We start from the raw sequence: 14820 nt of genomic DNA, 5'->3' as shown, positions 1-14820 counted from the left end.
GCACTGGCGATCAGTCAATTCTCGGACTATTTACGGGGGTTGACCCACAGGCTCGATCCCGGAGCGGGCTGGTACGGGGAGTTCCTGCGGCGGGACCCGGAGGGTGTGCGGGCTTGCCTCCAGGGGGCCGCGATCGCGCCGTGGGACGTCGTGGAGTCGCTGCTGCGGGACCTCGCCGGGCTGCGCGGCGAGGAGGTGGCGGCGCGGGAGACCGGGTACGCGGCCCGGCTGCGGGCCGCCGCCGTCAGCGCGTGGGACCGGCTGCCGGGCGGGACCGGGGAACTGCGGACCCTGCTCGCGGCGGCGGCCGGCCAGCGGGCCGAGGCGGACGCGGCCCTGCGGAACCTGTCCGCCCGCATGGCCGGCGCCGCCGACCGCGCCGAGGCGGAGACCCTGGCCCGGGAGGTCTCGTGGACCCGGGACGACGTGGCCCGCGCCGCAGCCCGGCACGAGGACCTGTCCGCCCGCCTGGCGACTGTCGCCCACCCCACGGCCCCCACGGTGCCGGCTGCGCCCGCCGGGCCGGCTGCGCCCGCCGAGCCTTGGTCTGCCGCGCCGGCTGCGCCTGCCGAGCCATGGCCTGCCGCGCCGGCTGCGCCTGGCGAGGCCCGGTCTGCCGCGCCGACTGCTCCCGCCGAGTTCTGGCCAGCTGAGCCCCAGCGTGCTGCGTCGGCTGCGCCCGCCGGGCCCTGGTCTGCCGGGCCCGGACCGGCCGAGTCCCCGGCGTCGCCGGGGGAGGGTGTGTTGCCGGGCGGGTCCTGGTCTGCGGTGGCGCCCGCGTCTGCTGCGCATGGCGAGCCCTGGCCAATTGAGCCCCAGCTTGCCGCGCCTGCGGTGACTGCCGGGTCCCGGCTGTCCGAGTCCCTCGCGTCGCCGGGGGTGGGCGGGCCCTCGTCCGCGGAGCCTGCTGCGCATGGCGATCCCTGGTCTGGCGGGTCCGGGCCTGCCGGGCCCCTGGCGTCGCCGGGGGAGGGTGTGTTGCCGGGCGGATCGTGGTCTGCGGTGCCTGGCGCGCCCGAGCAGGCTGGGCCCGCCGAGCTCTGGCCGGCCGGGCCGGCTGAGCATGCCGAGGCCTGGTCTGCTGAGTCGGCTGAGCCTGCCGAGCCCTGGCCGGCTGAGTCCCAGCCTGCCGGGCCTGCCGGGGCCTGGTCTGCTGGGCGCGGGCCTAACGAGGTTCTTGTGTCGCCAGGGGACGGTGGGTTGCCCGGTGTGCCGAGGCAGCGGGGGGCGTCGGGTTCGGCGGATCGCCGGGGGGAGGTGCCGGTGGAGGCGCCCGTCGGGCGGGCCGAGGGGCGGTGGCTGCGCGGCGGGCGGCGTTCCGGGGGAGCCCGGTACGCCGGAGCCGCCGCGGCCGGGGCCCAGGACTTCACCCCGCCGCCGGGATACGAGGCGGAAGGGTCCGGATCCGAGCCGGCCCGCGTCGCGCCGCGCGGAGCACGCTTCGGGCATCCCGCTCCGGCGTCCGGACCTGAGCCGGCCCAGGCCGTGCCGCAGGGAGTGAACTTCGGCCACCCTGTCCCGGCATCCGGACCTGAGCCGGCCCGGGCCGCGCCGCGGGGAGCGCGCTTTGGCCACCCTGCTCCGTCGGCCGGACCCGAGCCGGCCCGTGTCGCGCCGCGCTTCGGGCATCCCGTCCCGGCGGCGGGAGCCGAGCCGGTCGGGGCCGGGCCGGAGGCTGCCGGGCCCGGGCCCGGCAGGGCGGGGCGGGCGGCCGGGGTGCTCGTGGCCGAACTGATCGCGCTGCGCGCGCAAGCGCGGAGCGGCGAGGCCCACGCGCTGCTGTGCGAGGCGGCGGCCTGGCCCGCCGAGCGGCTGCCCGGCCTCGCCGTCGAGCTGGCCCGCGCCGGGCTCGCGGCCGACTGGGCCGGCGTCCTGTGGGAGGCGGCCTCGCTCCCGCCCGAGCGGCTCGCCGCCGCCGCGGCCGCGCTCGGCGAGGCCGGGCGGGAGGCCGACAGCCACGCGCTGCTGCGCCAGGGCGTGGCCCGCCCCGCCGCCGAGATCGCCGAGGCGGCGCTCGCCCTCGGCGGGGCCGGCCGGACCGGGGAGGCCGATGCCCTGCTCGGCGCCTTCGTCCGGGCCCGCACCGCGGAGGAGGCCGCCCGCCTCGCCCGCCGCGACCCGCAGTGGCTCGCCCCCCGCCTGCTCCACGCGGCCCGCGCCCTGCCTGGAAACCGGTACCGCGACCTGGTCCACGCCCTGCGCGTGGCCGGAATCGCCACGGCGTAAACCGCCCGTCTCCTGACCGCAATCGACCGCGGGGCGACGTAACGTGATCGACTACTCCAACCGCGCAACGCGGTCTTGCCCCACGCTGTGCCGAGGCCTACGTTCTACTCCCTACGTACTCCGTCTACGTGCGTAGAACCCGGCGTTCCCGTCGCGAGGAGCAGCTCATGGCCCAAGTCGTCCGCGCCGCGCTGGTCCAGGCCACCTGGACCGGAGACACCGAATCGATGATCGCCAAACACGAGGAGCACGCCCGCCGGGCCGCCGCCCAGGGAGCCAAAATCATCGGCTTCCAGGAGGTGTTCAACGCCCCTTACTTCTGCCAGGTCCAGGAGCCCGAGCACTACCGCTGGGCCGAGGCCGTCCCCGACGGCCCGACCGTCCGCCGCATGCAGGACCTCGCCCGCGAGACCGGCATGGTGATCGTCGTACCGGTCTTCGAGCAGGAGAGTGCGGGCTTCTACTACAACACCGCCGCCGTCATCGACGCCGACGGCAGCTACCTCGGCAAGTACCGCAAGCACCACATCCCCCAGGTCAAGGGCTTCTGGGAGAAGTACTACTTCCGTCCGGGCAACCTCGGCTGGCCCGTCTTCGACACCGCTGTCGGCCGGGTGGGCGTGTACATCTGCTACGACCGCCACTTCCCCGAGGGGTGGCGTCAACTGGGCCTGGCCGGAGCCCAGTTGGTCTTCAACCCCTCCGCCACCCACCGCGGCCTCTCCGCGCACCTGTGGCAGCTGGAACAGCCCGCCTCCGCCGTCGCCAACGAGTACTTCGTCGCCGCCATCAACCGGGTCGGCCGGGAGGAGTACGGCGACAACGACTTCTACGGCACCAGCTACTTCGTCGACCCGCGCGGCCAGTTCGTCGGGGAGGTCGCCAGCGACAAGGAGGAGGAACTCCTCATCCGCGACCTCGACTTCGACCTCATCGAGGAGGTCCGCAACCAGTGGGCCTTCTACCGCGACCGCCGCCCCGACGCCTACGGAGGGCTCGTACAGCCGTGACCAACCCGATCCCCCTGCACAGCCGCCACATCAGCGTCATGCCGGACTGGCTCGCGCTCTACTACCGCCACCCCCTCGAACTCACCCACGGCGAGGGCCGCCACGTCTGGGACGCCGACGGCAACCGCTACCTCGACTTCTTCGGCGGCATCCTCACCACGATGACCGCCCACGCCCTGCCCGAGGTCACCAAGGCCGTCTCCGAACAGGCCGGGCGGATCATCCACTCCTCCACCCTCTACCTCAACCGACCGATGATCGAGCTGGCCGAACGGGTCGCGGCGCTGTCCGGCATCCCCGACGCCCGGGTCTTCTTCACGACCTCCGGCACCGAGGCCAACGACGCCGCCCTGCTGCTCGCGACGACGTACCGCCGCTCCAACCAGATCCTCGCGATGCGCAACAGCTACCACGGCCGGTCCTTCTCCACCGTGTCGGTCACCGGCAACCGCGGCTGGTCCCCGACGAGCCTCTCGCCGCTCCAGACGTACTACGTCCACGGTGCCGTGCGCACCCGCGGCCCCTTCGCCGCCCTGCCCGACGCCGAGTTCACCGCGGCGGCCGTCGCCGATCTGGAGGACGTACTCGGCCAGGCGCGCGGGGGAGTGGCCGCGCTGATCGCCGAGCCGATCCAGGGCGTCGGCGGCTTCACCTCCCCGCCCGACGGGCTCTACGGGGCCTTCCGCGAGGTGCTCGACCGGCACGGCATCCTCTGGATCAGCGACGAGGTGCAGACCGGCTGGGGCCGAACCGGCGAGCACTTCTGGGGCTGGCAGGCACACGCCCAGAACGGCCCGCCGGACATCCTCACCTTCGCCAAGGGCATCGGCAACGGCATGTCGATCGGCGGGGTCGTGGCCCGCGCCGAGGTGATGAACTGCCTGGACGCGAACTCCATCTCCACCTTCGGCGGCTCCCCGGTCACCATGGCGGCCGGGATCGCGAACCTCTCGTACCTGCTGGAGCACGACCTCCAGGGCAACGCCCGGCGCGTCGGCGGGCTGCTGCTGGAGCGGCTGCGCGCGATCGCCGCCCACGTGCCCGCCGTACGGGAGGTCCGCGGCCGGGGCCTGATGGCCGGCCTGGAACTGACCCGGCCCGGCACCGACCAGGCCGACCCGGACGCGGCCGCCGCCGTCCTGGAGGCCGCCCGCGCCGGCGGTCTGCTGCTCGGCAAGGGCGGCGGGTACAACACCAGCGTGCTGCGCATCGCGCCGCCGCTCTCCCTCACCGTCGCCGAGGCGGAAGAAGGCGCCGAGATCCTCGAACAGGCGCTCCGCAGCATCCCGTAGGGGGACTCCCATGAGCATCCGCACCCTGGTCAGCGGCGGGCTGGTCGTGACCGCCGCCGACGAACTGCACGCCGACGTCCTGATCGAGGACGGCCGCGTGGCGGCGCTCGCCGCACACGGCTCGGCCGCCGCCGAGTCCTGGACCGCCGACCGTACGATCGACGCGAGCGGGAAGTACGTGATCCCGGGCGGCGTCGACGCGCACACCCACATGGAACTCCCCTTCGGCGGCACCGCCGCGTCGGACACCTTCGAAACGGGGACCCGGGCCGCCGCCTGGGGCGGCACCACCACCATCGTCGACTTCGCGGTGCAGAGCGTGGGCCAGGCCCTGCGCGAGGGGCTCGACACCTGGTACGACAAGGCCGACGGCAACTGCTCCGTCGACTACGCCTTCCACATGATCCTCTCGGACGTGAACGAGGGCACCCTGAAGGAGATGGACCTCCTCATCGGCGAAGGGGTCACCTCCTTCAAGCTGTTCATGGCCTACCCCGGCGTCTTCTACAGCGACGACGGGCAGATCCTGCGCGCCATGCAGCGGTCCTCCGGCAACGGCGGGCTGATCATGATGCACGCCGAGAACGGCATCGCGATCGACGTCCTCGTCGAACAGGCCCTGGCGCGCGGGGAGACCGACCCGCGCCACCACGGCGAGGTCCGCAAGGTGCTGCTGGAGGCCGAGGCCACCCACCGGGCCATCCAGCTCGCGCGGGTCGCCGGCTCCCCGCTCTACGTGGTCCACGTCTCGGCGGAGGAGGCGGTGGCCGAGCTGGCCGCGGCCCGGGACAAGGGGCTGCCGGTCTTCGGGGAGACCTGTCCGCAGTACCTGTTCCTGTCCACGGACAACCTGGAGGAGCCCGACTTCCAGGGCGCCAAGTACGTCTGCTCCACGCCGTTGCGTCCCCGCGAGCATCAAGCGGCGCTGTGGCGGGGCCTGCGGACCAACGACCTCCAGGTGGTCTCCACCGATCACTGCCCGTTCTGTTTCCGTGGTCAGAAGGAGCTGGGCCGCGGGGACTTCTCGAAGATCCCGAACGGGCTGCCGGGGGTGGAGAACCGGATGGACCTCCTCCATCAGGCCGTCCTGGACGGGCACATCAGCCGCCGCCGCTGGATCGAGATCGCCTGCGCGAGCCCGGCCCGGATGTTCGGCCTCTATCCCCAGAAGGGCACGATCGCGCCGGGCTCCGACGCCGACATCGTCCTCTACGATCCGCACGCCGAGCAGGTCATCTCCGCCGAGACGCACCACATGAACGTGGACTACTCGGCGTACGAGGGCAAGCGGATCACCGGACGCGTCGACACCGTGCTCTCGCGCGGCGAACTCGTCATCGACCGGCGCGAGTACATCGGCCGGGCCGGCCACGGGGTCTTCGTCCCCCGCTCCACCTGCCAGTACCTGTAAAGCCCGCACGCAGCAGCAAGGAGCCGCCCCATGGACTTCGGCCTCGTCCTGCAGACCGACCCGCCCGCCTCGGCGGTCGTCAGCCTCATGAAGCGCGCCGAACGCAACGGCTTCCGCTACGGCTGGACCTTCGACTCGGCCGTGCTGTGGCAGGAACCGTTCGTCATCTACAGCCAGATCCTGGCCAACACACAGAAACTGCACGTCGGCCCCATGGTCACCAACCCGGGCACCCGCACCTGGGAGGTCACCGCCTCCACCTTCGCGACCCTCAACGACATGTACGGCAACCGCACGGTGTGCGGGATCGGGCGCGGTGACTCCGCGATGCGGGTCGCGGGCCGCGCCCCCAACACCCTGGCCCGGCTCGGCGACGCCATCGACGTCATCCGCGACCTCGCCGAGGGCCGCGAGGCGCAGGTCGACGGCAATCCGATCCGCATCCCGTGGATCCGGGAGGGGAAGCTGCCCGTCTGGATGGCGGCGTACGGCCCCAAGGCCCTGGCCCTGGCCGGGCAGAAGGCCGACGGGTTCATCCTCCAACTGGCAGACCTCTACCTCACCGAGTGGATGATCAAGGCAGTACGGGAGGCCGCCACCGCGGCGGGCCGGGACCCGGACGCGATCACCATCTGCGTGGCCGCCCCGGCGTACGTGGGCGATGACCTCGCGCACGCCCGCGACCAGTGCCGCTGGTTCGGCGGGATGGTCGGCAACCACGTCGCCGACCTCGTCACCCGCTACGGCGAGCACTCCTCGATGGTCCCGGACGAGCTCACCGAGTACATCAAGGCCCGCCACGGCTACGACTACAGCCACCACGGCCGCGCGGGGAACCCGTCCACCGACTTCGTCCCCGACGAGATCGTCGACCGCTTCTGCCTGCTGGGCCCGCCCGAGGCCCACATCGAGAAGCTGCGGGCCCTGCGCGACCTCGGCGTCGACCAGTTCGCCGTCTACGACATGCACGACGCGAAGGAGGCCACCATCGACGCCTACGGCACACAGATCATCCCGGCGATCAACAACTGAAGCCTGGTCACCTCGGCCAAGGACCGGGAACTCAAGGCCCTGCGCAGGGCCGTCGACGCGGACGAGGCCATCACCGACGCCGCCACCTCCGACGACGTCGAGACGGGCAAGCCGGCACCCGATCCCGTCCGGCACGCCCTCGGGCTGGTGCACGTACCGCCCGACCGGGCGGTGTTCGTCGGCGACACAGTGTGGGACATGCAAGCCGCCAAGCAGGCCGGAGTGACCTGCGTGGGCCTGCTCTGCGGAGGGATCCCGCGCGCCGACCTTGAGGAGGCGGCCCCCGCCGCCGTGTACAGCGACCCGGCGGACCTGCTGGAGCACCTGGACCACAGCCCGTTCTCGGCACACAGAGCGTGACGGACCCAAGGCGGGTTCGGAGACCGGATGCCGGGGTCCGAACCCGCCTGAGTACGTCGAAGAGTGCTGCTATTCCCCCTTCGCGTCCTCCACCGCGTCCTTGATCTTCTCCTTGGCCGCGCGAGCGTCTCCCTTGACCTGCTCAGCGCGGCCTTTCGCGGTGAGGCTCTCGTTGCCGACCGCCCGGCCGGCCGCTTCCTTGACCTTGCCCGAGGCCTGTTCCTTCTTGGCCCGCATCTTCTCTTCACCCGACACGGCTGCGGCTCCTCTCGTGCGCCATTGCTTGCTGTGTCGCGCCTACCCGTTCCGGGTGACGTAAACGTGCTTCCGGATTCGGATCCGGATCCGGAACCGGGCCGGGGTCAGCCGGTGCAGGTGATGGAGAAGGGGACCGGGTTGGAGGTGGCGCGGGTGGGGCTCTGGAGTTCCACGGCCATCCCTGTGGTCAGGTTGCCGGCCTTCGCATAGGTCGTCAGCCGTACGGTGTCGTGCCCGGTGGGGTTGGTCTTGCCCCCGATGGACATGGTGCGCCAGTGCGGATCCACCACCGAGCCGTCGCCGGACACCCAGCGGTAGGAGATCAGGGTCGGCTCGGACGCGGTGAAGGTCGCGGTGAACGCCGGGGCCTGACTCTCGGGGGTCGGGCAGCTGCCGGTGTAGGTGGTGTTCGCGCCCGCCACCGACATCCGTACGCCCGAACCGGGGGCGGAGTCCTCGTCGTTGCCGTCGAGGGCGTGGACCAGCCCGGCGGCGATCAGTACGCAGGCGGCCGCGCCGGCCGCGACGAAGGCCGCCGTACGGCGCTTGCGGGGCGGGGCCGCGGGAGTCCGGTGCGCGGGCGACGCGTGCGCGAGCGGGGCGGGCGCGGGCTCCACGGTGGTGGCGGCCGGCGCCGCCGTGGGGGCCGGTGCCGGCGTGGGGACCGGTGTCGCCGTGGGGACGGGGGCCGCTGCCGTGGCGGGTTCTGCGGGAGCCGACAGGACGCGGGCGGCGGTCGTGGTGGCGTCCGGTTCGTGGGCGATGCCCCGCAGGGCTTCGGCGGCTTCGGCGGCCGGTGTCCGCTCGGCCGGCGCCTTGCGGAGCAGCCCGGCGATGACCGGGGCGAGCGGGCCGGCCCGGGTCGGCACCGGCGGTTCCTCGTCCACGACGGCCCGCAGGGTGCTCAGCGCGGTGTCCTGCCGGAACGGGGAGATCCCCTCCACGGCTGCGTACAGCATCACGCCGAGGGACCACAGGTCCGACTCGGGGCCCGAGGGGCGGCCCAGCGCCCGCTCCGGCGGCAGGTACTCGGGGGAGCCGACCACCTCGCCGGTCATGGTCAGCGCGGTGCTGCCCTCGACCATCGCGATGCCGAAGTCGCTGAGCACCACCCGCCCGTCCTCGGCGAGCAGCACGTTCGCCGGCTTCACGTCGCGGTGCTCCACCCCGACGGCATGTGCGGCGCGCAGCGCGCTCAGCACCTCCGCGCCGATGTGCGCGGCGTGGCGCGGGGTGAGTGGCCCCTCGGCGCGCAGCAGATCGGCCAGCGACTGCCCGCGGATCAGTTCCATGACGATCCAGGGCCGGTCGTCGTCCATGGCCACGTCGTGGACCGTCACCACGTTGCGGTCGGGTATCCGGGCCGCCGCCCAGGCCTCTCGCTCCAGCCTGCTGTACATCCGCGCGATGTCGCCGGCCCGCAGATGGGCCGGGGCCCGGACCTCCTTGACGGCGACCTCGCGGTGCAGCGTCTCGTCGAGGGCCCGCCACACGGTGCCCATGCCGCCCTCGCCGAGCCGGGACAGCAGCCGGTAGCGGCCGGCGATCAGCCGTTCCCCGACCGGTGCACCCGGTGCACCCGGTGCGGCCGCGGTCGTGGCCGCGGTGGTGGCCGTGCCTGCGGTGGTGGCCGCGGTCGTGGCCGTGCCTGCGGTGGTGGCCGCAAGCGCGCTCTCCGTCACGGTCTCGGATTCCTCGTTGTGCATGGGGGCGGGTCTCCCTCTGATCGCCTACCGACGCCGACATCACGTACGGATCGCGATCCCCGGTTCAACGGGGTGACTGGAAATTTTCGAAAATGGTTGAACCGAACACGTTCGCGATGGCGTGTTGCAGTCGTACGAGGAGTCAGCAGGCGTCTTTTTCAAGGAGTGTGGAGTGGCTTCGGTCATCGTTGGAAGCACGGGTCCCTTCACCGGGCAGAGCGTGGTCCTGGACGGCGAGCCCGTCAGCTTCGGGCGCAAGAGCGACAACACCGTCGTGATCGTCAGCCCCAGTTCCTCCCGGCTGCACGCCGAGATCCTCACGGAGGACGCCGGCTTCGTCCTCTACGACCGGGACAGCCGGAACGGCACCTTCGTCAACGATCAGCGCGTCACGCGGCATGCACTGCGTCCGAACGACTGCATCCGGATCGGCGATGAAACGTTCCTCTACGAGGCCCAGGACGCCATGGAGACGGTCATCGACCTGTCCCTCCTGGACGTGCCCCGGCCGAGCGCCGCGGACCCCGGCACGCTGCGGGTCACCATCACCGGCGGCGGCCCGGTGGGCCTCGCCTTCGCCCTGGCGCTCGACGAGATGCTGCCCGGGCGGACCGCCATCACCCTCTACGACGGGCGCTGGACCAGGAAGGGCTCCTCGGTCGTCTGGAAGGACGAGACCCAGGGGAACTTCCGCCGCCAGCAGGTGGTGACCGTCCAGAGCCGGCAGTACCTCGCCCTGCCCGAGGAGGTGCTCGCCGCCCTCTTCGACGATGGCGGCGCCTACTCCGAGATGTGGCCCGTCGGTCCGGACTCGGTCGACGGCCGCCCGCCCCGCAACATCCGGATCGCCCACATCGAGGACCGGCTGCTGGACCTGGCCAACCGGAAGCCATCAATCCGCCTGGTTCCCAAGCGTTTCGACGTGGCGGAGGAGCAGAACCGGATCACCCAGGAACACGTCCTGGTGGTCGCCGAGGGCGGCCGCTCCCGCACCCGGGAGCACTACGCCGACCGCTTCGGCGCGGCCGACGCCTCGATCTACTCCCTCGACGGCGAGCACCTCCAGGACATCGTGCTGGGACTGCGCGTCAAGTCGAAGCTGCCGGACCCGATGAGCGTGCTGCTCACCGTGTCGCAGAACCGGTTCCTGCTCAACTCGCTGCGCGGCGAGGGCTTCCTGAACATGCGGCTCACCCGGGAGGAGACCAAGAGCGTCATCGGCATCGACCCGGTCCGCCACGTCTTCGAGGAGTGCATCGCCGCCCGCCCCTGCCTGATGAGCCGGCAGGAGGAGGACAACGAGTTCCGCTGCCCCACCCACGGCACCCTCTTCCTGCCCGCCCTGCTGCGCGGTTCCCCGCTGTGGAAGGAGATCCGGCAGGGGCTCAGCCTGTTCGGGGTGGCCGAGGAGGACCTGTCCGCGATCACCTCGTTCCGGCTGGACATGGTGCAGCGCCCGCGGTTCACCGCACAGCTGCACCGGCCGACCGCGACCACCCCCGGCACCTACGGCTTCCTGCTGGGCGACGCGGCCAACGCCATCCACTTCTGGCCGGGCCGCGGCCTCAACAGCGGTCTGGCCTCGGCCACTTCCCTGGCCCGCTCGCTCAGCCGCGCATGGCAGGGCAAGCCGCTGCGGGACGCGGACTTCATCCGGCACGAGGCGGCGATGTCCATGCTCCAGTACCGGCACAAGAGCCGGGCCTGGAACGCCATGGTGACCACCGACGAGCAGGGCGTCACCCGCGCCATCAAGGACATCATCGCGCGCAGTGCGGAGGCCGGCGGGGGTGCGGCTGCCGGTGCAGGTGCCGCTGCCGGTGGCACCGGTGCCGCGGACGGGAGCGACCTGGACGCGCTGCTGGACCGGATGGCCGGGATCCGCGAACGGCTGGCGCCCCGGATGCCCGGCCTGCCCGGCGACGGGGAACTCCGTTCCCACCTCGCCTCGATCGCCCCGGCCACCCTCCGCACCCTGCGGGAGAGCGGCGCCTGGGACACCCTGATCGTCGGCGGCGAGGAGGCCGACATCGACCTCTTCTACCAGTCGGACTCCCCGGTCTTCGTCCCCCGCCCGGCCGACCCCCGGAGCCCCTCCCCTGTCGGCTGATCCCTACGGGGCCTCCGCGCCCCAGCTCTTCGGGCCTACGGCCAGCACCTCATCCCCGCGCTGAACGGCTGATCTGCCGCCGCTCCCGGCTCCCGGCCCCCGGTCAGCGCGGGGCCGGCGCCGGGGCGCCGGCCGGGACGTGCGGGCGGCCGGCGGACATCGTCAGGCGGACGTCGCGCAGGGCGGCCAGATCGGCCAGCGGGTCTCCGGTGACGGCGATCAGGTCGGCGCGGTAGCCGGGGGCGAGGCGGCCGGTGTCGGAGGCGATGCCCAGGGCGAGGGCGGCCTCGACCGTGGCCGCGTCGATGGCCTCGGCGGGGGAGAAGCCGATGTGGCGGAAGAACTCCAGGCTCGACACGAAGCCGTCGAAGACGGCGTGCGCCACGCCCGCGTCCGTGCCCGCGATGAGCCGTACCCCCTGGCCGGCCATCCAGGGGAGGAGGAAGCGACCGTCCCGATGGAGACCTGGCCCCGCAGGAGACCGGTGACCTCGTCCACGGCGAGGCGGGCGCCGGCCACGGCGGCCAGTGCGGCCCGGGCGTACGGCAGTACGGCGACGCCCGCGTCGGTCAACTGCACCTGACGGCCACTGCGGTCGAGCAGCTCCTGTCCCAACTCGCGCTCCAGCCAGCGTATTTGAGCACTCACCCCTGGCTGCGCCACGTGTACGCGCGCGGCGCCCCTGGTGAAGCTCGCCTCCTCGGCAACGGCGACGAAGTATTCCAACTGGCGCAGTTCCATGAGCGCCGAGTCTAAAGGGTGGCTTATGAGTGAGTTCTCTTCGCTGGTGTCGCGGGTCGAGGGTGAGGTGTTCCTGCCCGGGCAGGAGGGTTTCGACGAGGAGCGGACGGGTTTCCAGCGTGCGGTGGTGCACCGGCCCGATGTGATCGTGGGCGCGGTCTCGGCCCGGGACGTGGCGGCGGCGGTGGAGTACGCGACGGGCAGGGGCCTGCCGGTGGCCGTGCAGGCGACCGGACACGGCACCTCCGTGGCGATGGACGGCGGGGTACTGGTCACCACCCGCCGGATGACCGGCGTCCGCGTCGATCCCCAGGCCCAGACCGCCTGGCTGGAAGCCGGAGTCCGCTGGGAACACGTCGTGCCCGAAGCCGCAGTCCACGGCCTGGCCCCCCTCAACGGCTCCGCCCCCCACGTCGGAGCGGTCTCCTACATCCTGGGCGGCGGACTGCCCCTGTTGGGCCGCACCTACGGCTGGGCCGCCGACCACGTCCTGGGCATGGAAGTCGTCACCGCCGACGCACAGATCAAACAGATCACCCCCGACAGCGACCCCGACCTGTTCTGGGCCCTCCTCGGAGGCAAAGACAACTTCGGCATCGTCACCGGCCTCGAAACCGCCCTCGTCCCCCAACCCCGCATCTACGGCGGCGGCCTCTACTTCGACACCCCCCACATCGAAGACATCCTCCACACCTGGCACCGATGGACCACCACCACACCCGACCACATGAACTCCAGCGTGGGACTGATGCCCGTGCCCGACCTGCCGTTCATGCCCGAGCCGCTGCGCGGCCGGTACGTCGCCCACGTCCGGATCGCCTGCACCGGCGGGGCGATCGCCGGCCGCAAGGCCGTCGCGCCGCTGCGCGCCGTCGCGCCCCGCCTGATGGACACCCTGCGCGACATGCCGTACACCGCGAGCGGCTCCGTCTTCGACGACCCGGTCCACCCGCACGGCTACACCGGGGATAACGCCCTGCTCTGCTCGCTCGGCACCCCGGTACTCGACGCCGTCCTGGACCTCGCCGGCCCGGCCGCACCCGTCATGTGCGTCGTGGACCTGCGCCACCTCGGCGGTGCGCTGGCCCGCCCGCCGGCCGTGCCCAGCGCCGTCGGCCACCGCGACGCGGCGTACATCCTGCGGGTGCTCTCACCCGTGGGGCCCTGGAGCGCGGCCGACATCGCCCCCGTCCACGAGGAGCTGCTCGCAGCCGTCCGGCCGTGGACCGTGGGCCGCAGCCTCAACTTCGTGTACGGGAACGGCCGCCCGGCCACGGCCGAGCGGCTCAGCACGCTGTACGAGGCCCCCGCACGACGGCGGCTGGCCCGGCTGAAGGCCGTGTACGACCCCGCGAACACCTTCCGCGTGAACCACAACATCCAGCCGGACCAGGCGCTATGACGTCATGACCTCATGACGTCAGCAGGACGGGCAGGTCACGCGGCCCGTTCGCAATGAAGGAGCCGGACCCCGGGATCTCGGATCGGGGTCGCGCCAGCCGGAGGCCGGGGAAGCGGTCGAAGAGCCGCGGCAGCGCGATCCCGGCCTCCAGCCGGGCGAAGGGGGCGCCGAGACAGTGGTGGGCGCCGTGCCCGAAGGCCAAGTGCTCGCGTCGCTCGCGGAGCAGGTCGAACTCGAGCGCGTCCGGGCCGTGCTGCTCCGGATCCTGGCCGGCCGCCGAGTAGGAGACGAGGATCGCGTCACCCCGCGGGATGGTCACCCCGTCCACGTCGATGTCCTGCGTGGCGAAACGCAGCGGCATGTGGGCCACCGGCCCGTGCAGCCGCAGGGACTCCTCGATGGCGTCCTGCCAGGTGGCCCGGCCGGCCCGGATGTGCGCCAGCTGGTCGGGCCGGGACAGCAGTTCCACCAGGGCGCTGCCCAGCAGGTTGGCGGTGGTCTCGTGCCCGGCCCCGATCATGAGCATCAGGGTGTCGGCCAGTTCCTGTTCGTTCAGCCGCTCGCCGTCCTCGTCGCGTACGGCGATCAGCTCGGAGGAGAAGTCGGGCCCGGGGTGCTCGCGCTTGTACGCCACCAGGTCGGTGAGGACCGCGTAGATGGCCCGCCCGCGTTCCTGGATGTCGTCGATGTTCCCGGGGTCGCGGAAGAAGGCGTCCATCATCTGCCGCAGTGATTCGCTGGTGGCCTCCGGTACGCCGAACAGCCGGCAGATCACCTGGAACGGCAGCGGGTGGGTGAACGCGGCCCGCAGGTCCACCGTCTCCCCGGCCGGCACGGCGGCCAGCTCATCCAGCAGCCCGCCCGTCACCTCCTCCACGGACGGTGCGAGCGATTTCGTTCGGCGGGCGGTGAAGGCGCCCGCCACCAGCCGGCGCAGCCGGGAGTGCTCGGCGCCGTAGGCCGTCAGCATGTTCTCCACGGACACCCAGGGGTAGAGCGGCCAGTCGGGCGTGATCTCGCCGTCGCGGAAGGCCGGCCAGTGCCGGCGGGGATCCTTGGACACCCGCGGATCCGTCAGGAGTTGCTTGATCCGCTCGTGCCGGGTCACCGACCAGGCCCGCACACCGCCCGGCAGCTCCACCCGGGCGATGGGCCCTAGCCGGCGCAGCGCGGCGGCCTCGGCGGCGAGATCGCTCCCCGTGGGGTCGAGGGGGAACACGCTCTGGGACATCTGCTGCTTCCAATCTGCCGGATCCGCCGACGGCCCCCCTG

12 protein-coding genes and 2 pseudogenes are annotated in these 14820 nt (G+C 72.6%); 8 read left to right on the top strand and 6 right to left on the bottom strand.

Features of this window, described 5'->3' with window-relative positions; translation table 11 throughout:
• Positions 1-30 precede the first annotated feature (30 nt).
• A complete protein-coding gene (locus OG447_RS27385) occupies positions 31-486 on the bottom strand; it encodes a hypothetical protein (RefSeq protein WP_266939991.1) in 456 nt (151 codons plus the stop codon).
• 1236 nt (positions 487-1722) lie between these two features.
• Between OG447_RS27385 and OG447_RS27380 the strand changes: the two genes are divergently transcribed.
• From OG447_RS27380 to OG447_RS27355, 6 genes and pseudogenes are all read left to right on the top strand, one after another.
• Positions 1723-2226, top strand: a complete 504-nt coding sequence (locus OG447_RS27380) for a hypothetical protein (RefSeq protein ID WP_266939990.1) — start codon at positions 1723-1725, stop codon at positions 2224-2226.
• 167 nt (positions 2227-2393) lie between these two features.
• Complete coding sequence (locus tag OG447_RS27375; RefSeq protein WP_266939989.1) at positions 2394-3236, top strand: nitrilase-related carbon-nitrogen hydrolase; 843 nt, start codon at positions 2394-2396, stop codon at positions 3234-3236.
• Positions 3237-3274: 38 nt separating this feature from the next.
• The gene (locus OG447_RS27370; RefSeq protein ID WP_266940172.1) at positions 3275-4528 is read left to right on the top strand and encodes an aspartate aminotransferase family protein; all 1254 of its coding nucleotides are present in this window, start codon (positions 3275-3277) and stop codon (positions 4526-4528) included.
• 10 nt (positions 4529-4538) lie between these two features.
• Positions 4539-5939: a dihydropyrimidinase gene (hydA, locus tag OG447_RS27365; RefSeq protein ID WP_266939988.1), complete on the top strand. Its 1401-nt coding sequence runs from the start codon at positions 4539-4541 to the stop codon at positions 5937-5939.
• A 30-nt stretch (positions 5940-5969) separates the two neighbouring features.
• Entirely contained in the window at positions 5970-6971 is a 1002-nt protein-coding gene (locus tag OG447_RS27360) for a TIGR03842 family LLM class F420-dependent oxidoreductase (protein WP_266939987.1), read from the top strand.
• A gap of 3 nt (positions 6972-6974) precedes the next feature.
• Positions 6975-7331, top strand: a pseudogene (locus tag OG447_RS27355) (HAD family hydrolase); the annotation flags it as partial.
• Between the two features lie 69 nt (positions 7332-7400).
• Here the strand turns inward: OG447_RS27355 and OG447_RS27350 are convergent.
• Positions 7401-7586, bottom strand: a complete 186-nt coding sequence (locus OG447_RS27350) for a CsbD family protein (RefSeq protein WP_266939986.1) — start codon at positions 7584-7586, stop codon at positions 7401-7403.
• 107 nt (positions 7587-7693) lie between these two features.
• A complete protein-coding gene (locus OG447_RS27345; protein ID WP_266939985.1) occupies positions 7694-9295 on the bottom strand; it encodes a serine/threonine-protein kinase in 1602 nt (533 codons plus the stop codon).
• Positions 9296-9467: 172 nt separating this feature from the next.
• Here OG447_RS27345 and OG447_RS27340 point away from each other — a divergent pair, with 172 nt between their 5' ends.
• The gene (locus OG447_RS27340) at positions 9468-11405 is read left to right on the top strand and encodes an FHA domain-containing protein (RefSeq protein ID WP_266939984.1); all 1938 of its coding nucleotides are present in this window, start codon (positions 9468-9470) and stop codon (positions 11403-11405) included.
• 103 nt (positions 11406-11508) lie between these two features.
• Here OG447_RS27340 and OG447_RS27335 read toward each other — a convergent pair whose 3' ends face one another.
• On the bottom strand, positions 11509-11835 hold the full coding sequence (locus tag OG447_RS27335; protein WP_266939983.1) for an amidohydrolase family protein: 327 nt from the start codon (positions 11833-11835) through the stop codon (positions 11509-11511).
• Between the two features lie 11 nt (positions 11836-11846).
• A pseudogene (locus OG447_RS27330) lies at positions 11847-12146 on the bottom strand (LysR family transcriptional regulator); the annotation flags it as partial.
• A gap of 25 nt (positions 12147-12171) precedes the next feature.
• Between OG447_RS27330 and OG447_RS27325 the strand changes: the two are divergent.
• Positions 12172-13548, top strand: coding sequence for an FAD-binding oxidoreductase (locus OG447_RS27325; protein WP_266939982.1), 1377 nt, complete (start codon positions 12172-12174; stop codon positions 13546-13548).
• A gap of 10 nt (positions 13549-13558) precedes the next feature.
• Here the strand turns inward: OG447_RS27325 and OG447_RS27320 are convergent, their stop codons facing one another.
• Positions 13559-14779 carry a cytochrome P450 gene (locus tag OG447_RS27320; RefSeq protein WP_266939981.1) on the bottom strand — a complete coding sequence of 407 codons (1221 nt, stop codon included), beginning with the start codon at positions 14777-14779 and terminating at the stop codon, positions 13559-13561.
• Positions 14780-14820: the final 41 nt, after the last annotated feature.

The organism is Streptomyces sp. NBC_01408 (genome assembly GCF_026340255.1).
Classification (GTDB): Bacteria; Actinomycetota; Actinomycetes; order Streptomycetales; family Streptomycetaceae; genus Streptomyces.
The sequence above is the reverse complement of the archived record's forward strand: the minus strand, read 5'-3'. Positions and strand labels throughout refer to the sequence as shown.

Excerpts from the sequence above, each read along its gene's own strand:
- OG447_RS27345 (WP_266939985.1), bottom strand. The coding sequence starts at position 9,295 with ATGCACAACGAGGAATCCGAGACCGTGACGGAGAGCGCGCTTGCGGCC.
- OG447_RS27320 (WP_266939981.1), bottom strand. The coding sequence starts at position 14,779 with ATGTCCCAGAGCGTGTTCCCCCTCGACCCCACGGGGAGCGATCTCGCC.
- OG447_RS27335 (WP_266939983.1), bottom strand. The coding sequence starts at position 11,835 with ATGGCCGGCCAGGGGGTACGGCTCATCGCGGGCACGGACGCGGGCGTG.
- OG447_RS27360 (WP_266939987.1), top strand. The coding sequence starts at position 5,970 with ATGGACTTCGGCCTCGTCCTGCAGACCGACCCGCCCGCCTCGGCGGTC.
- OG447_RS27375 (WP_266939989.1), top strand. The coding sequence starts at position 2,394 with ATGGCCCAAGTCGTCCGCGCCGCGCTGGTCCAGGCCACCTGGACCGGA.
- OG447_RS27325 (WP_266939982.1), top strand. The coding sequence starts at position 12,172 with ATGAGTGAGTTCTCTTCGCTGGTGTCGCGGGTCGAGGGTGAGGTGTTC.
- OG447_RS27370 (WP_266940172.1), top strand. The coding sequence starts at position 3,275 with ATGCCGGACTGGCTCGCGCTCTACTACCGCCACCCCCTCGAACTCACC.
- hydA (WP_266939988.1), top strand. The coding sequence starts at position 4,539 with ATGAGCATCCGCACCCTGGTCAGCGGCGGGCTGGTCGTGACCGCCGCC.